Source organism: Streptomyces oceani (genome assembly GCF_001751245.1).
GTDB lineage: Bacteria > Actinomycetota > Actinomycetes > Streptomycetales > Streptomycetaceae > Streptomyces > Streptomyces oceani.
In genome coordinates, this window is sequence record NZ_LJGU01000115.1 from 231,836 (window position 1) to 253,205 (window position 21,370).

The 21,370-nt window shown below is 70.6% G+C and carries 18 protein-coding genes; 3 read left to right on the forward strand and 15 right to left on the reverse strand.

Translation table 11 applies throughout. The features are described from left to right. Positions 1 to 493 precede the first annotated feature (493 nt). A complete protein-coding gene (locus AN216_RS10015) occupies positions 494 to 1,288 on the forward strand; it encodes a tyrosine-protein phosphatase (RefSeq protein ID WP_070196318.1) in 795 nt (264 codons plus the stop codon). 207 nt (positions 1,289 to 1,495) lie between these two features. On the opposite strand, the gene hpnH is transcribed toward AN216_RS10015, so the two are convergent. The 8 genes from hpnH to AN216_RS10055 all read right to left on the reverse strand — a co-directional run bounded on the left by hpnH (position 1,496) and on the right by AN216_RS10055 (position 10,528). Continuing rightward, positions 1,496 to 2,515, reverse strand: a complete 1,020-nt coding sequence (gene hpnH / locus AN216_RS10020; RefSeq protein ID WP_070196276.1) for an adenosyl-hopene transferase HpnH — start codon at positions 2,513 to 2,515, stop codon at positions 1,496 to 1,498. 8 nt (positions 2,516 to 2,523) lie between these two features. Beyond that, on the reverse strand, positions 2,524 to 3,174 hold the full coding sequence (locus AN216_RS10025; protein WP_070196277.1) for a phosphorylase family protein: 651 nt from the start codon (positions 3,172 to 3,174) through the stop codon (positions 2,524 to 2,526). Next, positions 3,174 to 5,201: a squalene--hopene cyclase gene (gene shc / locus AN216_RS10030; RefSeq protein WP_070196278.1), complete on the reverse strand. Its 2,028-nt coding sequence runs from the start codon at positions 5,199 to 5,201 to the stop codon at positions 3,174 to 3,176. The genes AN216_RS10025 and shc overlap by 1 nt, the downstream gene beginning before the upstream one ends. A gap of 66 nt (positions 5,202 to 5,267) precedes the next feature. After that, entirely contained in the window at positions 5,268 to 6,383 is a 1,116-nt protein-coding gene (locus tag AN216_RS10035; protein ID WP_079166435.1) for a polyprenyl synthetase family protein, read from the reverse strand. Further along, a complete protein-coding gene (gene hpnE / locus AN216_RS10040; RefSeq protein ID WP_070196279.1) occupies positions 6,380 to 7,810 on the reverse strand; it encodes a hydroxysqualene dehydroxylase HpnE in 1,431 nt (476 codons plus the stop codon). The genes AN216_RS10035 and hpnE overlap by 4 nt, the downstream gene beginning before the upstream one ends. Continuing rightward, complete coding sequence (gene hpnD, locus AN216_RS10045) at positions 7,800 to 8,774, reverse strand: presqualene diphosphate synthase HpnD (protein WP_070196280.1); 975 nt, start codon at positions 8,772 to 8,774, stop codon at positions 7,800 to 7,802. Before hpnD ends, hpnE begins: the two co-directional genes overlap by 11 nt. 6 nt (positions 8,775 to 8,780) lie before the next feature. Beyond that, positions 8,781 to 9,695, reverse strand: coding sequence for a squalene synthase HpnC (gene hpnC / locus AN216_RS10050; protein WP_070196281.1), 915 nt, complete (start codon positions 9,693 to 9,695; stop codon positions 8,781 to 8,783). 161 nt (positions 9,696 to 9,856) lie between these two features. After that, positions 9,857 to 10,528 carry a TetR/AcrR family transcriptional regulator gene (locus AN216_RS10055; protein WP_070196282.1) on the reverse strand — a complete coding sequence of 224 codons (672 nt, stop codon included), beginning with the start codon at positions 10,526 to 10,528 and terminating at the stop codon, positions 9,857 to 9,859. 85 nt (positions 10,529 to 10,613) lie between these two features. Here AN216_RS10055 and AN216_RS10060 point away from each other — a divergent pair, with 85 nt between their 5' ends. Then, entirely contained in the window at positions 10,614 to 12,812 is a 2,199-nt protein-coding gene (locus AN216_RS10060) for an MMPL family transporter (RefSeq protein WP_070196283.1), read from the forward strand. A gap of 109 nt (positions 12,813 to 12,921) precedes the next feature. Here AN216_RS10060 and AN216_RS10065 read toward each other — a convergent pair whose 3' ends face one another. The 7 genes from AN216_RS10065 to AN216_RS10095 all read right to left on the reverse strand — a co-directional run bounded on the left by AN216_RS10065 (position 12,922) and on the right by AN216_RS10095 (position 20,083). Next, positions 12,922 to 13,782, reverse strand: a complete 861-nt coding sequence (locus AN216_RS10065) for an ABC transporter ATP-binding protein (protein WP_070196284.1) — start codon at positions 13,780 to 13,782, stop codon at positions 12,922 to 12,924. Next, positions 13,769 to 14,707 (reverse strand): ABC transporter permease, encoded by a 939-nt coding sequence (locus AN216_RS10070; protein ID WP_070196285.1) that lies wholly within the window; start codon positions 14,705 to 14,707, stop codon positions 13,769 to 13,771. Before AN216_RS10070 ends, AN216_RS10065 begins: the two co-directional genes overlap by 14 nt. Positions 14,708 to 14,769: 62 nt before the next feature. After that, positions 14,770 to 15,717: a glycosyltransferase family 2 protein gene (locus AN216_RS10075; protein WP_070196286.1), complete on the reverse strand. Its 948-nt coding sequence runs from the start codon at positions 15,715 to 15,717 to the stop codon at positions 14,770 to 14,772. Continuing rightward, positions 15,714 to 16,505 carry a CDP-alcohol phosphatidyltransferase family protein gene (locus AN216_RS10080; protein ID WP_070196287.1) on the reverse strand — a complete coding sequence of 264 codons (792 nt, stop codon included), beginning with the start codon at positions 16,503 to 16,505 and terminating at the stop codon, positions 15,714 to 15,716. The genes AN216_RS10075 and AN216_RS10080 overlap by 4 nt, the downstream gene beginning before the upstream one ends. Then, the gene (locus AN216_RS10085; RefSeq protein WP_070196288.1) at positions 16,474 to 17,538 is read right to left on the reverse strand and encodes an iron-containing alcohol dehydrogenase family protein; all 1,065 of its coding nucleotides are present in this window, start codon (positions 17,536 to 17,538) and stop codon (positions 16,474 to 16,476) included. Before AN216_RS10085 ends, AN216_RS10080 begins: the two co-directional genes overlap by 32 nt. Further along, the gene (locus AN216_RS10090; protein ID WP_070196289.1) at positions 17,526 to 18,278 is read right to left on the reverse strand and encodes a phosphocholine cytidylyltransferase family protein; all 753 of its coding nucleotides are present in this window, start codon (positions 18,276 to 18,278) and stop codon (positions 17,526 to 17,528) included. Before AN216_RS10090 ends, AN216_RS10085 begins: the two co-directional genes overlap by 13 nt. Then, positions 18,275 to 20,083 carry a DUF5941 domain-containing protein gene (locus tag AN216_RS10095; RefSeq protein ID WP_079166436.1) on the reverse strand — a complete coding sequence of 603 codons (1,809 nt, stop codon included), beginning with the start codon at positions 20,081 to 20,083 and terminating at the stop codon, positions 18,275 to 18,277. The genes AN216_RS10090 and AN216_RS10095 overlap by 4 nt, the downstream gene beginning before the upstream one ends. Before the next feature lie 239 nt (positions 20,084 to 20,322). Between AN216_RS10095 and galE the strand changes: the two genes are divergently transcribed. Beyond that, the gene (galE, locus tag AN216_RS10100) at positions 20,323 to 21,303 is read left to right on the forward strand and encodes a UDP-glucose 4-epimerase GalE (RefSeq protein ID WP_070196291.1); all 981 of its coding nucleotides are present in this window, start codon (positions 20,323 to 20,325) and stop codon (positions 21,301 to 21,303) included. Positions 21,304 to 21,370 lie beyond the last annotated feature (67 nt).

The following is a 21,370-nucleotide window of genomic DNA, read 5'->3' on the forward strand; positions in this document are numbered from 1 at the left end:
TCGGCGTGGACCGTGTGATCGCCGGCCTGGTGCAGGGTCGGCTGTTCGCCAGACAGACCCTAGCCGTCACGGGGAAAGCAAATGGACCTGGTTGACATATTCGCCACCCCGCGCCAGCTCCTAACGAGTGAACCTGTCGGTCACGCGTTTGAACGGCGCACCTGATCATAACTCCCTTGCGGAATAGGGAAGTTACCCCGCCACGGGCAAGTGTGAAGGCCCTCGGCACAGATTTTCGCCAAGCCCCGGTGTCGAAGCGGAATCCGTGCATCATACGCACTGTTGACGCGCGGGAGGACCACGCGATTGTCTCGCCTTGTCGATTCGTTTCTTCTCAGCGGCATATGCGCGAGGAGCCCGCCGGATCGAGGAAAGGTCGGCGACCCGCAGAAAGGTCTGATGTCTTACCTGATGTCGTATGGTCGACAGCGGCGTCGCCAAGCGCATGACCCGCACGACCCACCACGAGAAGGAAACGCGAAGGAGCAGCCCCGTGACCGAGCAGTCCGTCGAACCCGCACTGGCCGGAGTGCGTAACTTCCGGGATCTCGGCGGCCTCCCCACCGTCGACGGGCGTCGACTGCGGCACGGCGTGCTCTTCCGCAGCGGCCATCTGGCACACGCCACCCCCGAGGACGTCGCCTTCCTGCACGGCCTCCGCCTGCACACCGTCTTCGACTTCCGAAACTCCGCCGACCAGGCGCTGGACGGGCCGGACGCCCTCCTGACAGACACCCGCAACGTCAACATCCCGCTCAGCGACCCCGCCGAGGGCGCGGACTTCTGGCGGATGGTGCGCGCGGGCGACCTGGCCCAGCTGCGCTCCGCGCTCTCCGACGGGCAGGCCGCGAACCGGATGACCGCGTCGTACCGCGCCATGGTGCACGAGCGCACGGACGAGCACAGTCGGGTGCTCCACGCGATGGCGGAGGACAGCGTGCCGGCGCTGCTGCACTGTGCGGCCGGCAAGGACCGGGCCGGGCTGTCGATCGCGATCACGCTGCTGGCGCTTGGCGTGCACCGGGACGCCATCGAGGCCGACTACCTCGCGTCGAACTCCCCGCACCGACGGTATCGGGTGCATCGCGCCAAGGACGCCGAAGGCGGCCTGTCGGCCGAGGTCATGGAGCTGCTGGCGCCGTTGCTCGACGCTCGGCCGGGGTATCTCGCCGCTGCGTACGACGCCATCGACGAGCGATGGGGGGACGTGGAGACGTATCTGGAGAAGGGCCTGAAACTGACCCCGGAGACCCGGGAACGGTTGCGGGATCGCATGCTCGAGGGATGACCAGCGCGGTCCACGGCCCCCATCGTCCCGCTCCGGCGCGATCGGCGGACCGCCCCGCGAGCGGACAGCACCACGAAATCGACACGAGAAGTCCCGAAGAGGCGCACGAGGACGTGAAATTGTGCGGATTACGTGAAACCCCTCCGGAGCGCCGCGTCGACCTCGCGCTCCCCCGTGCGACCGGCCAGACCGAAGACCCGCGCCGGCTCAGCGCGGACCGCGCACGGTTTCCCGCGCCGCCCGCAGCGACTCCCGGAGCGAGCCCATCGTGGCCAGCACGGCGGTGGGTTCGTAGCCGCAATGCGCCATGCAGTTGGCACAGCGTGAGTCCCTGCCGCGGCCGTACGCGCTCCAGTCCGTCTCCTCGACGAGTTCGCGGTACGTGGGGACGTAGCCGTCGTTCATCAGGTAGCACGGTCGCTGCCAGCCGAACACCGAGTAGTTGGGGATCGCCCACGCGGTGCACGGGAAGTCGGCCCGGCCCTCGAGGAAGTCCAGGAACAGCGGGCTGTGGTTGAGCCGCCAGCGACGTCGGTTGCCGCCCTCGAACGCCTTCCGGAACAGTTCCCGGGTCTGCTCGACGCCGAGGAAGCGATCCTGGTCCGGCGCCTTCTCGTAGGCGTAGGCGGGAGAGATCATCATCTCGTGGACCTGGAGGTCGTCGTTGAGGTAGTCGAGCACCTCGACGACCGTCTGCGGAGTGTCGGTGTTGAAGAAGGTGGAGTTGGTGGTGACGCGGAAACCACGCCGCTTGGCCTCCTTGATGGCGGCCACCGCCTCGTCGAACACCCCTTCCTTGGCCACCGATTCGTCGTGCCGCTCGCGCAGGCCGTCAATGTGCACCGCGAACGCGAAGAACGGTGAGGGAGTGAACTTGTCCAGCTGTTTCCGCAGCAGCATGGCGTTCGTGCAGAGGAATACGTAGCGCTTCCTCGCCACCAACTGCGCGGCGATCTCGTCGATCTGCGGGTGCATCAGCGGTTCGCCGCCCGCGATGGACACCATCGGGGCGCCGGACTCCAGCACCGCGCCCACCGCCTGGGCGACGGGCATGCGTTGCTTCAGCACCCCCGCCGGGTGCTGGATCTTGCCGCACCCCTCGCAGGCGAGGTTGCACGCGAAGAGCGGTTCCAACTCGACGATCAGCGGGAACTTCTGCTTCCTGCGCAGTTTCTGTTCGAGCAGGTACGTGCCGATGCGGACGGTCTGGCGAAGCGGCATGGCCATTTTCTCGCTCACCTCCCGGAGAGCAACAGGGTTTGGTGCCATTCATGAAATACCGGCATAAGCGACCTCAGTATCCGAAACGCCAATGCTCCACCCCGAAGGGTCCGAAGCCGCACCAGCTCGTGCCCCGGAGCGTCCACCACCACCCGTACGGCCGCCACCGGCCGCGCCGGGGCGTCAGCGAGGGCCGTACGTACCGTGGCCGCCGACTCCATGTCCGTGGCGATGGCCCCACTCGCGCGCAGCGCCTTCCGCTCCGCGCCACGCACCAGCCGGGACGTCTCGGTCAACCGCCCCGTGTGCACCGCGTGTCCCCGTGCGCGGCGTGCGGCATGCGAGGCGCACGCCGCGACCAGCCCCGGTACGCCCACGCACGTCCGCTCGCCCGCGTCGTCCCGGATGTGCTCCGCCAGCACCAGGTCACCGGGCCGCATGCCCGGATCCAGACCGGCGCAGAAGCCGGTGGCGAGGACGGCGGTGTGCCCCCGTGCCGGTTCCGCCCGCAGCGCCCCGCCCACCGCGTGGCGGGCCGCCGCGGCTCCCATGCCCGTACGTACGAGGGTCGTCCCCACATCCGTGGCGTGCCGAAGGGCCAGCCACTCGATGCCCAGGGCGCACACGACCAGCAGCGACCTGGGACAGCCCGGCGTCACCGCCATCAGCCGTGCCGTGGCACCGGGCCGGTGCCGTGCAGGTAGCGGCCGAGCGCGGTCACCGGGAACACCATGCGGTAGAGGTGGTAGTTGATGGAGAAGTCCCACGGGAAGCCGGTGCCGGTGAACCATGGCTCGTCCCAGCTGCCGTCGTCCAGCTGGGTGTGCCCCAGCCAACCGATGCCGCCCTCGACGGACTTGGCGTCCCGCTCACCGGCCGCGAGCAGGGCGAGCAGCGCCCACCCGGTCTGCGAGGCGGTGGACACCCCGCGCGCGATCCAGTTCGGGTCCGGGTAGGAACGCAGGTCCTCGCCCCAACCCCCGTCCTCGTTCTGCACGCTCTCCAGCCAGTTCACCGCCCGTCGGATCGCCGGGTGATCACCCGGCAGGCCTGCGCTGACGAGAGCCGGCAGTACGGAGCCCGTGCCGTACAGGTAGTTCACGCCCCAGCGTCCGAACCAGGCGCCGTTCTCCTCCTGTTCGGAGAGCAGCCAGGTCACCGCGCGCCGGACCCGCGGGTCGGCACGTCCGCCGACGGCGCAGAGCATCTCCACCGCGTGCGCGGTGACGTCCGCCGAGGGTGGGTCGATGACCTCGCCGAAGTCGCAGAAGGGGAGCTTGTTCGGCAGCGGGCTGGTGTTGTCGGCGTCGAAGGCTCCCCACGCGCCGTTCTTCGAACGCATGCCCAGGCACCAGCGTACGGCCCGCTGGACGGCGGCATCGACCCGGCGCGGCTCGGGATGGTCGACCCGACGCAGCGCGAGCACGACCTCGGCGGTGTCGTCGATGTCCGGGTAGTTGTCGTTCTCGAACTCGAACGCCCAACCCCCGGGCCGCGGAGCGCCCTTGCGTACGCTCCAGTCGCCCGGGCGGGCGATCTCCTGGTCCAGCATCCAGTCGGCGGCTCGTACGAGCGCCGGGTGATCGGCGGGCAGCCCCGCGTCGGCCAGCGCTACGGTGGCCAGGCAGGTGTCCCAGACCGGGGACTGGCACGCCTCGACCATCCGGACGGGGCCGCTCGACGACTCGCCCCTTGAGGCGCCGCCCGTGGAGGCGTGCTCGCGCCACACCGCGAACCGGTCGAGCGACTCCAGCGCGGCACGCATCACCGGGTGGTTCAGGTCGTACCCCAACAGCCGCAGCGCGATCACCGAGTACACCGCGGGCGGCTGGATGCCGCCCCAACTGCCGTCGTTCTCCTGCCGCTCGATGATCCAGCGGGCCGCGTCCCGCACCGCCGCCCGCCGCAACCGGCGCACGCCGACCTTGCGATAGGCGTGCAGCACGGTGTCGAGACGCTGGAAGACTCCGTCCCAGCCGCCCGCCAAGCGGTGTCGCGGTGGCACCGGCCGTGCCGGGTCGCGGTGCAGTTCGTCCAGCGAGCACGGAGCCGGGCGCCTCGGCCGGTGCGCGGACACCACCGTGAGCGGGACGATGGTCTGCCGCGCCCAGCACCCGAAGTCGTAGATGTTCAGTGGGAACCAGCGCGGCAGGTAGATCATCTCCGGTGGCAGTTCCGGGAGTTCCTCCCACGGCCACCAACCGAAGAGCGCCAGCCAGATCCGGGTGAAGACCCTGCTGCCGGCGATACCACCCTGGTCACGAATCCACTCGGCCGCCGCGCTCATGTGCGTGTCCCCCGGCTGGTCTCCGGCCAGCCGCAGCGCCACGTACGCCTCGACGCTGGCGGACAGGTCCCCCGGGCCGCCGTGGAAGGTGCCCCAGGTACCGTCCGTACGCTGCTCGGCCCGGATGAACCGGGCCGCCGCCTCGGTGGTGTGCTGATCCCGGATGCCCAGGAACTCGCGCAGCAGCAGGTCCTCGGCGTCCATCGTGACGTTCGTCTGCAGGTCGCCCTTCCACCAGCCCGCCGCGTCCTGGCGGGCCAGCAGGTTCTGGACCGCTCGGTCAGTCGTCCGGGCGGCCCTCTCCGCCGGGTCGTCCGCCGGCCCTCGGCGCGTGCGTACGCGCGTCCGCCGCACGGGCTGGTCCGGGCTCGCCGATCCCGTGCTGCTGCCTGCTGTGGATGTCATCGCTTCCCTTCCGCGAATCCACGGTGCGCGTGCGCGGCGCCGCACGGACTGCGGCTCGCGTCCCCGCTACCGCTGTCTGACGACGACGAAGTCCGCGAACGCGACCAGCTGGTCCCGTACGGTCTGCGGCATGTCGAGGCCGTGCAGCGCGTCAACGGCCTTCCGGTGCTGGTCGTGCGCCACCTCGAGGGTCATGTCCCGGCCGCCGGCCTCCTCGATCAACGCAGCCCGGGAGGCGAACTCCGCCTCGTCGAAATCCCCGGACTCCCGCTGGCTCTTCCTGGAGTCCGCCGCCATCAGTTCGGCCAGCTTGTCGGCCGAGCCGGTACCGGAGGCGAGCGCGGCGACCACCGGCAGGGACTTCTTCCGCTGCCGCAGATCGCTCCAGGTCTGCTTGCCGGTGGCTTCCGGGTCGCCCCACACGCCGAGCAGGTCGTCCACCGCCTGGAAGGCGAGGCCGAGGTGGAAGCCGTACGCCTCCAGGGCATCGGCCGTGTGCTCGTCCGCGCCGCCCAGCACCGCCCCGATGGAGGTGGCACAGGCGAGCAGCGCGCCGGTCTTGTTGCCCTCCATCTCCAGGCATTCGGCGACCGTCACCCGCTCCCGGTGCTCGTAGGCCATGTCCTGGGCCTGACCGTCGATCAGCTTGCGGGTGGCGGCGGTCATCCGGCGGGCGGCACGGCCGGTCTCCGGGGTGCCGGGCTCCAGCAGTATCTCGTTGGCCAGCGTGAACAGCGCGTCGCCGACGAGGATGGCCTGGGCGGGGCCATGCACCCTCCAGACCGTGTCGCGGTGCCGGCGCTGCTCGTCGCCGTCCATCAGATCGTCGTGCAGCAGGGAGAAGTTGTGCACCAACTCCACCGCGACCGCTCCCGGGATGCCCGCCTCCGGCCGTGCCCCCACGGCCTCGGTGGAGGCCAGAGCCAGCGCGGGGCGTACGGCCTTGCCACCGTCCGCGGCCGAGGGGCGACCATGTGCGTCGATCCAGCCGAAGTGGTATGAGGCGACGCTGTCCATGGGGGCGGCCAACCCCTCCACGGCCGCTCGCAACACCGGCATGGCCAGCGCGCGACCGCGCTCCAGCAGCGGGGTGATGGCCGCCGCGGCGTCCTCGACGGAACGCGCCTCCGCCGGCCCCGTCCGCGAGGTCGTCCGTCCGCCTGGTGCTGTGCTGCTGCTCATGCCGCCGCTGCCCTTCTGTTCTTACCGTACGGTGGTTCGTCGCCATACGAGCGGCCCGAGGTGTCGAGCACTTCCCGTGCGGCGGTGAGTCCGCTGCGTACAGCGCTCTCCATGGTTGCCGGCCAGCCAGTATCGGTCCACGCTCCGGCGAGCAGCACACCGGGCCGCTCGGTACGGCTGCCGGGGCGCAGACCGCCGACTCCGGGTCGGGGCGCGAAGGTGGCGGTTCGCTCCCGGGTGACGAAGAAGTCCCGTACGCTCGCTCGCCGTGCCGCCGGCAACAGCCGGGCCAGCTCCGGCAGATAACGGTCCCGCAGCACGCCGACCGGCTCGTCGATCTCGTCGTGAGCGGCGGACTGGGACAGCGCCAGATACTGCCCGCCGCCGGTCAGCCCGCTCGGGCCGGTCCGGTCAAACACCCACTGCACCGGGCTGCCGAGCGCGGTGAAGAAGGGGCGCCGCAGCACCCGGCGGTCGTAGACGACATGCAGGTTGAGGATCGGCGCGTGCTCGATGCGCTGCAGCCGGTCAGGCCGGGCCAGTGCGCCCTCAGGGAGCAGCCGGTGCGCCTCCGCCGGTGGGACGGCCAGCACCACGTCGCGCGCGTGCAGTGCCTCGCCCGGATCGGGCCCGCGCGTGCTGCCGAGGCGCCAGCCGCCGCCCGGCAGCGGGGTCAGCTCGCGGATCCGGGTGCCCAGCACCGTACGCACTCCCGCCTTGTCGAGGGCGGCGCGAGCGAGTACGTCGTGCCCCTGGCCGAGTGGAACCGGCGGCACGGCGAGGTCGGCGGCCCGGCGGCTGGACAGCAGCCCAGTACGGAAGACCATGGCGGCCAGGGCGAGGGAGGTGTCCGCGGCGCGCGCGTTGAGCGTCGGCAGGCCGATGAGTTCCCAGAGCGCCGAGACCGCGCGGGCGGACTGGCCGTGGTGACGCAGCCAGGTGGCGAAGTCGAGTTCGTCCAGCCCGGGGTCGCTCGGATCGAGGTGGCGCAGGGCCAGGGCGGCGCGCGCCGCCGCGAGCCGTTCGGGCCCCGAGAGGTGCGGGTACGTGGCCAGGGCCGCGCCCAGGTGGAACGGCGCCGGGAGGTCCGTACGCCGCAGCCGGCCCAGTCGACCGGTCCGTGCGTCGAGCACCGGCACGTCCAGCCGTGCCGGACCTCCGGTGGCGGCGTCTCCGGTCACCCGCTCCAGGAACCACTGGTAGGCGGTGCAGCAGCGCAGGTGCACGTGTTGCCCGTTGTCGACAGTGAGCGGTCCGGTCGGGGACTCCCGGTGGAAGGACGACGCGAGGCCGCCCAGCCGTGCCCGGCTCTCCAACAGCGTGACCGGAAGGCCGGCGTCCGCGAGGCGGAGCGCGGCCGTCGTACCGGCCAGTCCCCCGCCGACCACCAGCACGCCCGTCGCGGACGGCGTCGGGTCAGGTGCCATGTGGCGCTCCCCGCCTGTCCTGACGCTTGGCGCGGCGGGCGGCCCGCCGGGCGTCCAGCCCGGACAGGCCGCGGGCCGCGACGTACGTCTTCTCACCAGCCGGCAGCGAGACCCGCGCGCGCAGCACCGCGTACGGATCGCGCGCGATGCGTTCCAGCAACCGTCGGTAGATCCCCGCCATGGCCGACACGCAGGCTCCGGAGCGGCGGTCGAGCAGTGGGAGGAGGGCCCATCCCTCCTCGAAGAGTTCGCGGGCGCGCCGTACCTCGAAGTGGATGAGGCCGGAGAAGTCAGCGCCGTCGGAGGGGAATCCGTCCTCGAAGCCGTCAGTGCAACCGAACTTCTCCAGGTCCTCGGCCGGCAGGTACCTACGGCCGGCGGCCTCGTCCTCACACAGGTCCCGCAGGATGTTGGTCAGTTGGAGAGCGAGGCCGAGGGTGTCGGCGTAGCCTGCGGCGCGGGCGCGTTCGCTCGGCACGACGCCCTCGATCGTGCCGAACACCCCGAGGGAGAGCCGGCCGACCGCCCCAGCCACGCAGCGGCAGTAGTCCCGTAGGTGGGGCCAGGTCGGGTAGCTGGTGCCGGTCACGTCCATCAGCACGCCGTCGATCAGCTCATCCAGGCCATCGAGTGGGATCGGAAAGCGTCCGGCGGCGTGGTGCAGTGCGACGGCGACCGGGTCGGGGTCGCTCGGCGGGACGGAGTCCTCGCGGATGCGGGCCAGCAGCGTGCGGGTCTCGTCCAGTCTGGCGCGCTTGTCGGGCGGGGCCAGGCCGCCGTCGCCGATGTCGTCGACGCGGCGGGAGAAGGCGTAGAGCGCGGACATGGCACGCCGTTTGGGGGGCGGCAGCAGGCGGATGCCGTAGGCGAAGTTCCGCGCCTGCTGTCCGGTGACGGTCTCGCAGTAACTGTAGGCGGCGGCCACCGGCGGGTGCGGTGGCGTATCGAGCCGGGTTCTGACCATTCCCGCTCACCCCTCTCTTCGCAGTGCCGCACTCGTCTCGCGCAGGAGCAGGCGTTTGGGGGCGGCAGGCGGTCCCGCGAGTACGTCGTAGCGCGCCGCCCGGATGGCCCGCAGCGCGGCGCGTCCGCCGCCGACGAAGCCGGCGAGCAGTAGCCGGAGCCGGCCGCTGACGCTGCCGACCAGGGGGCGGCCCGCGTCCAGCAGCCGTTCGGCGCGTTCGGACTCGAAGGCGATCAGCGTGCGTACCGAGGCGTTGGCGATGGGGGCGGCGAGGTCGGCTTCGCTGACGGAGAACCGGTCGAGGTCGGCGCGGGGGAGGTAGATCCGGCCTCGGGCGAGGTCCTCGGCGACGTCCTGGAGATGTTCGATGATCTGCAGCCCGGTGCATACGGCGTCGGAGGCGCGTACGCGTTCGGGGGTGCTGATCCCGGTCACGGAGAGGACGAGGCGGCCCACCGGGTTCGCGGACAGCTCGCAGTAGCCGAGCAGTTGTTCGTAGGTGTCGTACCGACGGGTCCACTGGTCCTGGCGGTTGGCCTGGAGCAGTCCCAGGAAGGGCTCGGGGCGCAGTCGGTGCTGGGCGATCACGGGCACCAGCGCGGCGAGCAGCGGATGGTGCGGGAGAGCGGCACCGCTGCCTGTGGCGCAGCCGAAGGCCCGGTCCAACTCGGTCTCCAGCGTGTCCAGCAGCGCGGACCGATCGCCGGCCTGCTCGGCGGAGAGCCCCAGCCATGCGGCGTCGTGCCCGTCGGACGCCAGATCGCCGTCCCCGATGTCGTCCACCAGGCGTGCGTAGCCGTACACGGCCATCAGGTCGTCCCGCCAAGCCTGGGGAAGGAAGCCGGGGGCGACCGGGAAGTTCTCCGTGGTGGCCTTGTCCAGCGTGGACTGTGCGGGCGCGTCCTCCGTCGCGGTCACCATGTACTACCCGAAGCCGTTGCTGTCACAAGCTCGTTTCTACACCTTCACCCCATTTCGTATTGTTTCGGACACGCCGCGCCCGCCGGCCCGCCACCTCGTACGGCCGGGGCGCGACGGCCTCGACAACCGGACGGCAAGACCCGAGAACCAGGGAAACCAGGTCAGGAGGCTGTCAGCCCGGCGGCCAGGGTGCTCAGGACCTGCTCGATCATGGCGTCCCGCTGCTCTCGGGCCAGGGGTGCGAACGGCCCGTCCAGGAGCAGCGTGGCCAGCCCGTGCGCCGCGGACCAGGCGGCGACCTCGGCCCCGGCCCGCCGCTCGGCCGCCATCCGGCCGCTCGCCGCCAGTTCGTCCAGCACCTCCACCAGGAGGTCGAAGGAGCGAAACTGTGCCGGCGCGCCTCCAGCCGGGCAGAGGTTTCCGGTCGAGTCCGGCTCCAGTTCCGGCACCGCCTCGGGGGCGCCACAGAAGGCGGCTCGGAAGAGTCCGGGCTGCCGTAGGGCGAAGTCGACGTACCCCCACCCCATGGCGATCAACCGTCGCTCCACGGCGGGGCCGTCCCGCCCCGGCTCGGTACTCGCCGCCGCCTCCATGGAATCCGCCAGCTCCTGCTGCCCCCGCTCCTTGACGGCGAACAGCAGGTCTCCCTGCCCCGCGAAGTGCCGGTACGCGGCGGTGGGCGACACCCCGACCTGTCGCGCGGCGGCGCGCAGCACGACGGCGTCCGGACCGCCCTCCCGGGCCAACCCGAGCGCCGCCTCGATCAGGGCGTTACGCAGGTCGCCGTGGTGATAGCCAGGCTTCCCCCCGACCTGTTCTGGAGCCTCGGACATAGCCTTCCTTTCGCCGATGTTGACAGCATAAACATTTCCCTGACAGGGTGCGATGTTGACACTGTGAACATAAGGGGAACCACACATGCTGAGTCGGATAGCGGAGCTCGCCGTACGCCGCACCAGGGCACTTCTCACACTCACCGTGGTCGCCGTCGTCGTCATGGGCACGATCGGCTTCGGCGCCTTCGGCAAGCTTCAGGCCGGTGGCTTCGAAGACCCCGACGCGCCCTCCAGCCGGGCCCAGCAACTGCTGGAGGAGAAGTTCGGCGGCGAGAGCAACCTGGTACTGCTCGTCCGCGCCGACAGTGGCCTCGACTCCCCCGCCGCCCGGGACGCGGGACGGGAGCTGACCGCCGGGGTTCGCGAGTCGCCACACGTCGGCCACGTCGCCTCCTACTGGGACGACCAGAGCAAGGCTCTGACCTCGCGCGACGGCGACCAGGCGCTGGTGCTCGCGCACGTCGAGGGTGACAGCACCTCGGTCGCGGAGCGCACCGAACGGATCACTGACGAGTGGGCGGGCGACCGCGGCGCTGTCACCGTCTCGGCGGGCGGTGTCGCCTCGCTGAACAACGACATCAGCGACCAGGTGGCCGCCGATCTGGCTCTCGCCGAGGCCATCGCCGTGCCTGTCACGCTCGCTCTGCTCATCCTCGCCTTCGGCAGTGTGGTGGCCGCGCTACTCCCCTTGGCCATCGGGCTGTTCGCGATCCTCGGGACCTTCGCCGAACTCTACGTCCTCGGCAGCCTCACCGACGTCTCCGTCTTCGCGATCAATCTGACCACCGCGCTCGGCCTCGGCCTGGGTATCGACTACGGGCTGCTGCTCGTCAGCCGCTTCCGGGAACGCCTCGCCGAGGGCGACGACACCCCGGACGCGTTGCGCACCACCGTACGAACCGCCGGCCGCACCATCGCCTTCTCCGCCGCCACGGTCATCGCCGCGCTGGCCGCGCTGCTGCTCTTCCCGCCCTTCTTCCTGCGCTCCTTCGCCTACGCCGGCATCGGGGTGGTCGCGATCGCCGCACTGGCGGCGCTACTCGTCGTCCCGGCGCTGCTCGCGGCGCTGGGGCACCGGGTGAACAGCGGACGGCTGCCCTGGGCCCAGACCGTACGACGGGCCGACGCGCCGGTGTGGGGGCGGCTGGCCGGTGCGGTCATGCGGCGGCCGGCACGCATCGGGCTGCCGGTGTTGGGCGTGCTGCTGCTCGCGGCCAGCCCGCTGCTCGGGGCCAGCTTCGGCACCCCGGACGAGCGGGTGCTGCCGACCGACGCGGAGAGTCGCGAGGTGGCGACCGCCGTACAGGAGCACTTCCCCGCCAACGACGCGGACGCGATCCAGATCGTCACCACCGGACCCGTGGAGCGCGCGGAGGTCGAGGCGTACGCCGAACGCGTCGCCGCGCTGGACGGCGTGGCACGCGTTCAGGCCAGCAGCGGCACGTACACGCCCCAGGAAAACAGCGACCCGGGAGCGCGGAACGCGGCGCTGGCCCGCCCCGACGCGCAGCGACTGACCGTGACCAGCGCTCTGGAGGAGAAGTCGCCGGCCGCCCGGGACCTGGTCACCGATATCCGACAGCTGGCTGACCCGGCAGGGACGGAAGCGCTGGTGGGCGGCACGGACGCGCAGCTGATCGACTCGAAGCGGTCGATCGGGGACCGGCTGCCCGAGGCGGCGGCTCTGGTGGTCGGAAGCACCCTCGTGCTGCTATTCCTCTTCACCGGCAGCGTCATCCAACCGTTGCGGGCCTTGTTGCTCAACGCGATCAGTCTGACCGCGGCGATCGGCGCGATGGTGTGGATCTTCCAGGACGGTCACCTCTCCTCGTGGCTCGGCTTCACCCCGCAACCGATGGACACCTCGATGACCGTGCTGATGTTCTGCATCGTCTTCGGGCTCTCGATGGACTACGAGGTCTTCGTCACGAGCCGGATCAAGGAGCTGAACGACGCCGGCACGGACAACTGGACGGCGGTCACCCAGGGACTGTCCCGTACCGGCCGGATCGTCACGATGGCTGCCGGGCTCCTGGCGGTGAGCTTCTTCGCCTTCGGCACCAGCGACGTCAGCTTCCTGCAGATGTTCGGCCTCGGCAGCGGGCTGGCGATCCTGATCGACGCGGTCGCCGTGCGTGGGGTGCTGGTGCCCGCCGCGATGCGGTTGCTCGGGCGGCACGCGTGGTACGCACCGCGCGGGCTGCGACGGGTACACCAGCGGGTCGGACTGGAGGAGATCGGACCCACGGAGGAACGGGAGCGCACGCCGATCGACGCCTGAGCCGGCCCGGTACGCCGCACGTGCCCCGGCCCCCGTACACGGATACGGGGGCCGGGGCACGTGATGCCGCGCTGGCGGTGCGGGCGGGCGTCCGCCCGCACCGCGCACGTCACTTACCGCTGAAGGACTCGTACTCCTTGAGTACCTCCTCGGTCGGGCCGTCCATGCGCAGTGTGCCGTGCTCGAGCCACAGCACCCGATCGCAGGTGTCCCGTATGGACTTGTTGTTGTGGCTCACCAGGAACACCGTCCCGGCCTGTTGACGCATGTCGCGGACCCGGGCCTCCGAGCGCTTGCGGAACCGGCGGTCACCGGTCGCAAGGGCCTCGTCGATCATCAGCACGTCGTGCTTCTTGGCGGCCGCGATGGAGAATCGCAGGCGGGCGGCCATGCCGGAGGAGTAGGTACGCATCGGAAGGGTGATGAAGTCGCCCTTCTCCTGGATTCCGGAGAACTTGACGATGTCGTCGTATCGCTCCCGGATCTCGGCCGGGGTCATGCCCATCGCCAGGCCACCGAGGATGACGTTCCGCTCCCCGGTCAGGTCGTTCATCAACGCCGCGTTGACGCCCAGCAGCGAGGGCTGACCGTCCGAGTAGACCTTCCCACTCTCCGGTGGTATCAGGCCGGCCACGGCCTTCAGCAGGGTGGACTTGCCGGAACCGTTGGAACCGATCAGCCCGATCGCCTCACCCCGATAGGCGGTGAAACTGACCCCGCGTACGGCGTGCACCTTCCGCACACCCTCGTCACCAGAGCGCCGGAACATCCGGTTCAGCGCGGCGGTGGCGCTGCCTTTGCCACGCGGACTGCCGCCGCTCACCCGGTAGACGATGTGCAGGTCCTCGGCGATGACCGTGGGGATGGGGGGTGTCGGGTCGGCCTGATCCCCCGCGACGGAGTCCGCAGCCTTCTCGAGACGGGCTTTCCCGGCGTTCTCCTGGTCACTCGCTTTCTCAGCCACGGCCATAACGCTCCTCCGCCTTCCAGAAGAACACAAATCCACCGAGCCCCACCAACAGGGCCCAACCGATCGCCAACAGCCAGACCTGGGGGTCGAGGTGCTGGTGTCGCGGGCCGTCGATCAGCGCGAACCGCATCAGCTCCATGTACACCGCGGCCGGATTGGCCGCCGCGATCTCCACCAGCCAGCTCGGGGCACCGGCCCGCTTCTCCAGGAGGTACTGCAACGGGAACATCACGCCCGAGGCGTACATCCAGGTACGCAGCACGAAGGGCATGAGCTGGGCCAGATCCGGCGTCTTGCTGCCCAGCCGGGCCATGATCAGCGCCAGGCCGGTGTTGAAGACCAGTTGCAGCGCCAGCACCGGGATGATCAGTGGCCAGCTCCATGAGGGGTAGTGCTGGAAACCGACCAGGATGACCGCCAGGACGATCATCGAGTACATCAACTGCTGCAGTTGCTGGAGTGAGAACGAGATCGGCAACGAGGCGCGTGGGAAGTGCAACGCCCGCACGAGCCCCTGGTTGTTCGCGATCGAGCGCACTCCGCTCATCACCGACTGCTGGGTGAACGTCCAGACGAAGACCCCGGTGACCAGGAACGGGATGTACTCCGAGTTGGACATTCCGGCCCGGCCCTGCAACAGCAGACCGAAGATGAAGAAGAACACCGTGGCGTTGAGCAGGGGGGTCACCACCTGCCACAGCTGCCCCAGCTTCGCCTGGCTGTACTGCGCGTGCAGCTTCGCCCGGGAGAAGGCCAGGATGAAGTGCCGGCGCTCCCACAGCTGGCGTACGTACTGCGGGAGGGAAGGTCTCGCCCCGCTGACCGTCAGGCCGTACTTGGCGGCGAGGTCGGCGGGGGAAAGGCCATCATCCGGTGATGGTGGAGGATTCACGGCGACCGCACCCTCGTGCGTTGTCTCGCTCACGTTGAAACTTTCGTCCTCACGCTGAAGGGCAGGAGCCCTCGATATTGTCAGACTCGAGCTTGTCAGATCACGGGAGGCCGGCCCAGTCTGGTCAGCTTCCAGACCGTCCGCCACTTCATCGGTCGGCGCGGTCCACAGGAACTGGTCCAGCCCTCCTTGAAGCCGCCCAGCCAGGCCCGTAGCGCTGGCCGGGACGGCCGCCGCGCGAGCGTGAGCAGCAACCAGACGGCCAGATAGCCGGGGACGAGCAGCGCGGGGAGGTTCCGCCGGGCCAACCACACGCGGTTACGGGCCACCATGCGGTGGTAGACCGCGTGCCGGCTGGGTGCCGTGGTCGGATGGTGCAGCACCATGTCCGCGCGGTAGTCGATCGCCCAGCCGGCATCCTGTGCCCGCCAGGCCAGGTCGGTCTCCTCATGGGCGTAGAAGAAGTCCCCCGGCAGTCCGCCGACCTGCTCCAGGACGGTCGCACGCACGGCGTTGGCGCCGCCGAGGAAGGTGGTCACCCGGGAGGAACGCAGCGGGTCGGAGGCACGCAGCCGGGGCACGTGCCTCCGCTGCGTCTCGCCGGTGTCCGGGTCGGCGATCCGGAAGCTGATAATGCCCAGCCTCGGGTCATCGGCGAAGGCCCGTCGGCACAGCTCGGCGGTGTCGGTGCCGGGCAACAGGCCGTCGTCGTCCAGGAAGAGCAGGACGTCCACGGGACCGGCTTCCGTCGGGGCGGGCGACACTGCCGGGGTGCTCGCGGCACCGGGGCGGTCAGCGGCGAGGGAGAGCCCGAACGCCTCGATGCCGACGTTACGGCCGCCGGGGATGCCGAGGTTCTCCGGCAGCTCGATGGTCCGTACGCCCGGCGGCAGCTCCGGCAACGGCGCGCCGTTACCGACCACCACGACCTCGATCGGGTCGCCGTCCTGCTTGGCGACCGACTCCAACAGCGCGCGCAACTCCTCAGGGCGGTTACCCATGGTGATGATGACCGCACCGAGGCGTACGGTGGGGGCGCTCATTTGAGCCTGCTCGAGGCGAGGATGGACACCAGGTGCAGCAGTGTTTGCAGCACCGCGACCGCGGCGAGCACCACCACGCCGATCCTGGTGAGCAGGAGGTCACCGCGGATCAGGTCGCCCACCGCCAGCAGCAGGATGAACAGCGACGCCTCGACGCCGCCGACCAAGCGGTGGAACTTCAGCGCCGCGGCGGCCTTGCGGGCCAGGGCCAGTCCGGAGGAACGCGGGGTCGCGGCCTCCTCCTTGACCGCCGGCAGTCCACTGCGCGCCCGTGCCACGTCCACCAGGTCCGTCTCCGCCTTGATCAGGATGGCGCCGAGTGCTGCCAGGGTACCGAGAAAGGCCCACAGCCAATTCGTGTCGCCCTCGGCCCCGAACACGTCGGCCGCCCGGATACCGAAGCCCACCAGTAGGGCGGCCTCCGAGAGATAGTGACCGACCCGGTCGAGATAGACGCCGGTGATGGACGTCTGGCCGCGCCAGCGAGCCACCTCGCCGTCCACGCAGTCCAACAGCAGGTAGATCTGGATGAGTACGGCGCCCAGCACCGCCCCGAGCAGCCCGGGCAGCAGCAGCGCGGCACCGGCCAACACCCCCGCCACGACCATCAGGTGGGTCAGCTGGTTGGGCGTGACTCTGGTGTTCACCAGATACGGGTCGCAACGCAGCGAGATCTCCCGCATGTAGAGCCGGCCGGCCCAGTGTTCCCCGCTGCGCCGGTCCTTGACTCCCTCGGGGTGTACGACCGGCCGCAGCTCAGCGGTTGATGGCTTCTGCGAAGTCGGCATATGCGTCCCTGAGCTGGTCTGCGGACAGGTCGAGATGCTCGAGGATGGTGTAGCGCCCGGGGCGGGTCTGTGGCGCGTACTCCACGGCCTTTACGAACTCGTCGGTCTCGAAGCCGATGTCGCCGGGGAGTACCGGCAGCCCGTGTCGACGCAGCACCCCCGCGATCATCGCGGCCTCGTCGTGGGCGCCACGCAGGTGCATGGCGAACGCCGCGCCCATGCCGCACTGTTCGCCGTGCGCCGCGGCACGCTTCGGGTACAGCAGGTCCAGCGCGTGACAGATCTCATGGCAGGCCCCGGACGCGGGACGGCTGTCGCCGGCGATGGACATCGCGATCCCGGTGAGGACCAGCGCCTCGGCGTAGATCACCAGGAAGTCGTCGTCCTGGATACCGCCCGGGTGGCGCAGTACGGAGTCGCCGGCGCTGCGCGCCATGGCCGCGGCCAGGCCCTCGAACGCCTCGCCGGTCACCGCGTGTGAAAGCTCCCAGTCGGCGACCGCTGAGAGGTTGCTGACCGCGTCTCCGATACCGGCCCGGATGTACCGGTCCGGAGCCTCCCGGATGACGTCGAGGTCGATGACGATAGCGATCGGGTTCGGCACGCCGTACGAGCCCCGCCCCGCGTCGTTGTCCAGGGTGGATACGGGCGAGCACAGTCCGTCGTTGGCGAGGTTGGTGGCGACCGCCACCATGGGCAGACCGATCCGGGCCGCGGCGTACTTGGCGGAGTCGATGACCTTGCCGCCGCCCAGGCCGACCACCGCGTCGTAACGGCCGGACTTCTTGATGCTCTCCGCCAGCCGCACCGCGCCGTCGATGGTGCCGTCGGCCTGGTCGAACCACTCCGCGCCCGGCAGCACGGGAGCCATCCGGTCCCGGAGGGCCTGGCCCGAACGCGGGCTGATCGCCATGGCGATCTTGCCGGAGGGCGAGATCCGCTGGTCGGCGAGCAACTCGGCGAGGTTCCCCATGGCGCCGGCCCGGATGTCGACGGTCAGCGGGGACGGGATGAGTCGGGTCAGTACCGGCATGCGATGTCCCGGCCCTTGGCGAGGTCGTCGTGGTTGTCGATCTCGACCCATTCGACGGCACCGATGGAAGCCGTGTCGATCTTGAAGCCGCGGTCGACCAACTCCTGGTAGCCGTCCTCGTAGTAGAGGTCCGGGTCCTTCTCGAAGGTCGCCCGCAGCGCGTCGGCCAGCGGCTCGGCGGCTTCCGGCTCGATCAGGGTGAGGCCGATGTACTCGCCCCCGGCGGTGTCGGGGTCCATCAGCTTGGTGATCCGCCGCACGCCCTGCTCGGGGTCGACGACGACCTTCATCTCCTCGTCGGCGAGCTTCTTCTCGGTGTCCAGCGCGAGGATGATCCGCCGCCCCTGGCCCCGCGCGGCCAGCAGCGACTTCTCCACCGACACCGGGTGCACGGTGTCGCCGTTGGCGAGGAGCGCGCCCTGCTTCAGGACCTCACGGGCGCACCAGAGGGAGTAGGCGTTGTTCCACTCCTCGGCCTTGTCGTTGTCGATCAACGTGAGGTTGACGCCGTACGTGCGCTCCAACTCGGCCTTGCGCTCGTACACCGCCTCCTTGCGGTAGCCGACGACGACGGCGATGTCCGTGAGACCGACCTCGGCGAAGTTGGCCAGGGTCAGGTCGAGGATGGTCTTCGCCTCCTCGTCGCCCTCCGGGCCCACGGGCACCAGGGCCTTGGGCAGGGTGTCGGTGTAGGGACGCAGACGCCGTCCGGCGCCGGCGGCCAGCACGAGGCCGATCATGCGGGTTCTCCTGTTTCGTCGTGTACGGCGGGTGCTGTGGAGGACACCCAGAAGCGGATGCTCTCGCTGAGCACCGCGACCGCGGTGACCACGGCGAACGCGGTCAGCGCGAGAGTGAAGCCACGGTCGGCGCTGCCCGAGCCGCCCGCCCAGAGGGCGGCGGCAGCCGCGACCAGCAGAGTCCGTCCTTCGTGCCCCCCGATCGCCCGCACCAGCCAGTGCGGTGGCGCGCCGGTGCCACCGCGGATGCGGTACACCGTGTCGTAGTGATGGTAGGCGACCGCTGCCACCAGACCGAAAGCGGCCGGCAACGCGCCGTTCACCTCGGAGCGGGCGGCCAGCACCAAGAGCGTGCCGTACTCGCCGATCCGGAACAGCGGCGGCAGCAACCAGTCCAGGGGGCCGGTCAACGGTGCGGCGACCGCGAGTGTGGCGAACACCGCATACCCGAAGGCACCGAGCACCGGCCACCAACTGCCCACCGGAGCCGTCAGCGCCGCGCCGAGCACGAGCACCACGCCCACCAGCCCGGCGATCGGCGCCGCCGCCCCGCCCGGTCCGCTCATCGGCAGCGCGCTCAGCGGTCCGCCGTCGGCGAGGTCCGCGAGCGCCCGCGCGGCGCGCGGGGTGCGCTCGGCACGGCGGGTGAGGGAGCGCAACAACCGCCCGGCGGTGGTGTAGCAGGCCGCGAACGCGCAACCGACGAGCAGCACCAGGAAGGTGACGCGTGGCGTGGTGCAGGCGGTCAACACCGCGATCAGCGCCCAGCGTTCGCCGATCGGCAGGACGATCATGCGCCGGGCCCAGACCGTCCAGCCGGCGCTGTCCAGTCTGTCGGAGAGCGCCGCCGTCGGGCTGGTGTTCGCGGTGGCGTCGTGGTTGGCCTCGTTGAACGAGAAGTCGATCACGTGTCGGACGGTCTGCAGCACCATCGCGCCGAGTGCCAACGCCCATACGTCATCCCCGCCTCGAGCGGCGCCCAACGCGAGGCCGGCGTAGAAGGCGTACTCCTTGGCACGGTCGAAGGTCGCGTCCAGCCAGGCGCCCAGTGTGGAGTACCGCAGGGAGTACCGGGCGAGTTGCCCGTCGGTGCAGTCCAGCACGAAGGAGAGCAGGAGCAGCACCCCGGCCGCGACGTACCCGCCGCGGCTGCCGGTGGCGGCGGCTGCGGCGGCCACCAGGGCGGTCAGCAGCGAGGCGGTGGTGACCTGGTTCGGGGTGAACCCGCGCCGGGCACACCACCGGGCGAGATAGCGGGAGTAGGGACTGACGCAGAAGGTGGTGAAGAAGCCGTCCCGGGCCTTCACAACGCTGCGCAGCCGCACCTCCTCGTCGTCCGTGGCGGCGACGGACTCCAGTGCCGCGCGCCGCTCCGACTCGTCCGCCGGAACCCGGGCGACGAGCACCCCCAACTCCGGGCGGTGCACACGCGTCCCGTCGGACTCGAGGCGCTCGGCCAGGGTCTCGGGCAGCGCGCGTGACGCACCTGTGGCGCTCCCGGCCCGCTCCGTGGGGCCGTCCAGGACGTCGTTCAGGGCCGCGCGCGCCTCGGGGCGTACGGACAGCGCGCCGGGGAGCGCGCCGGCGGGAAAGCGCGGATCCGTGAGCGCCAGCCGCAGGGCGTGCGGGTGCCCCACGAAACGCGGGTCGACCAACGCGAGGGCTTCCCACTCCGGCACCGCGGCGATGTCCTCGGGCACCGCGGCCTCGCCCGCCGCTTCCCGCACGGTGAAGCCCAGCGAGCGCAGATCACCGGTCAACGAGGACTCGCCGACCGGCGGACCGGTGAGGATGACGGTGGACAGCGGAACTCACTCCCTGGGGGCTTCAGGTCCGTCGCTGCGGGTGCGTACGGTCAGGCAGCGATGGTGCGCGCCCTCACCCGTCGGTGGGCAGGGCGGCGTGTCGGCAGAGGCTATCGGATGGCGAGAGCGGGCGTTCACCACGCATTCACCAGTACGGACTTGCTCCGCCGCGGGACAGCATGGTCGATCTTGGCACGGGCGACAAATGGCGGCTGTCGCCTTGTGGATAAGGTGCCGGTATGACGTGGTTGATCACAGGCGGGGCGGGCTACATCGGAGCGCACGTGGTGCGGTCGATGCTGGCGGCCGGGGAGCCGGTCGTCGTGCTCGACGACCTCTCCAGCGGCCTCGCGGACCGCCTTCCCCACGAGGTGCCGCTGGTGCGGGGCACGGTGCTGGACCGCGCGACCCTGGACCGTACGCTCGCCGAGCACGAGGTGCGCGGAGTGCTGCACCTCGCGGCACGGAAGCAGCCCGCCGAGTCCGTCGAGCAGCCGCTGCGCTACTACGAGGAGAACGTGCACGGTCTCACCGTGCTCCTGGAGGCGGTCGTCGCCGCCGGGGTGCGACGCTTCGTCTTCTCCTCCTCCGCCGCCGTCTACGGTTCCGTGGACGTGGACCTGGTGCGGGAGGACACCCCCTGCGTCCCGATCAACCCGTACGGCGAGACGAAGTTGGCCGGCGAGTGGCTGGTCCGCTCCGTCGGCCGGGCACACGGGCTGGACACCTGCTGTCTGCGGTACTTCAACGTCGCCGGGGCGGGGCGGCCGGAACTGGCGGACGTGGGCGTCTACAACATCATCCCGATGTTCTTCGACGCGATCAGCCGTGGTGAGGCGCTGCGCGTCTTCGGGGACGACTACGCGACCCCGGACGGCACCTGTGTCCGGGACTACATCCACGTCGCGGATCTGGCCGACGCCCACCTCGGGGCGGCACGGCGGCTGACGGAGCGCACGCCCGGCGGCCTGGCCCTGACCGTGAACGTCGGCACCGGTGAGGGCGTCTCCGTACGCGAGATGGCCGACCTGGTGGCGGACGTCACGGGTCGTACGGAACCCGCGCCGCTGGTGCTGCCACGCCGCGCGGGCGACCCCGACCGGGTGGTGGCGTCCGCGTCACGCGCGCGCGAGGAACTGGGCTGGGAGGCGCGGCACGGAGTGCGGGACATGGTCACCTCAGCCTGGGAGGGCTGGCAGCGGCACGCCACGGCGCCCTGACCGGACCTGCGCGAGCGGGCGGCAGCACCTCGCGAGCCAGCTCGTGTGAGACAGGTTCCGCGCGTGC

What these genes read in the sequence shown, in the direction of transcription:
- AN216_RS10085 (WP_070196288.1), bottom strand. Translation starts at nt 17,538, where the DNA reads ATGCCGGTACTGACCCGACTCATCCCGTCCCCGCTGACCGTCGACATC.
- AN216_RS10035 (WP_079166435.1), bottom strand. Translation starts at nt 6,383, where the DNA reads ATGAGCAGCAGCACAGCACCAGGCGGACGGACGACCTCGCGGACGGGG.
- hpnD (WP_070196280.1), bottom strand. Translation starts at nt 8,774, where the DNA reads ATGGTCAGAACCCGGCTCGATACGCCACCGCACCCGCCGGTGGCCGCC.
- AN216_RS10065 (WP_070196284.1), bottom strand. Translation starts at nt 13,782, where the DNA reads ATGGCCGTGGCTGAGAAAGCGAGTGACCAGGAGAACGCCGGGAAAGCC.
- galE (WP_070196291.1), top strand. Translation starts at nt 20,323, where the DNA reads ATGACGTGGTTGATCACAGGCGGGGCGGGCTACATCGGAGCGCACGTG.
- hpnC (WP_070196281.1), bottom strand. Translation starts at nt 9,695, where the DNA reads ATGGTGACCGCGACGGAGGACGCGCCCGCACAGTCCACGCTGGACAAG.
- AN216_RS10075 (WP_070196286.1), bottom strand. Translation starts at nt 15,717, where the DNA reads ATGAGCGCCCCCACCGTACGCCTCGGTGCGGTCATCATCACCATGGGT.
- AN216_RS10060 (WP_070196283.1), top strand. Translation starts at nt 10,614, where the DNA reads ATGCTGAGTCGGATAGCGGAGCTCGCCGTACGCCGCACCAGGGCACTT.
- shc (WP_070196278.1), bottom strand. Translation starts at nt 5,201, where the DNA reads ATGACATCCACAGCAGGCAGCAGCACGGGATCGGCGAGCCCGGACCAG.
- hpnE (WP_070196279.1), bottom strand. Translation starts at nt 7,810, where the DNA reads ATGGCACCTGACCCGACGCCGTCCGCGACGGGCGTGCTGGTGGTCGGC.
- AN216_RS10055 (WP_070196282.1), bottom strand. Translation starts at nt 10,528, where the DNA reads ATGTCCGAGGCTCCAGAACAGGTCGGGGGGAAGCCTGGCTATCACCAC.
- AN216_RS10025 (WP_070196277.1), bottom strand. Translation starts at nt 3,174, where the DNA reads ATGGCGGTGACGCCGGGCTGTCCCAGGTCGCTGCTGGTCGTGTGCGCC.
- hpnH (WP_070196276.1), bottom strand. Translation starts at nt 2,515, where the DNA reads ATGGCCATGCCGCTTCGCCAGACCGTCCGCATCGGCACGTACCTGCTC.
- AN216_RS10080 (WP_070196287.1), bottom strand. Translation starts at nt 16,505, where the DNA reads ATGCCGACTTCGCAGAAGCCATCAACCGCTGAGCTGCGGCCGGTCGTA.
- AN216_RS10090 (WP_070196289.1), bottom strand. Translation starts at nt 18,278, where the DNA reads ATGATCGGCCTCGTGCTGGCCGCCGGCGCCGGACGGCGTCTGCGTCCC.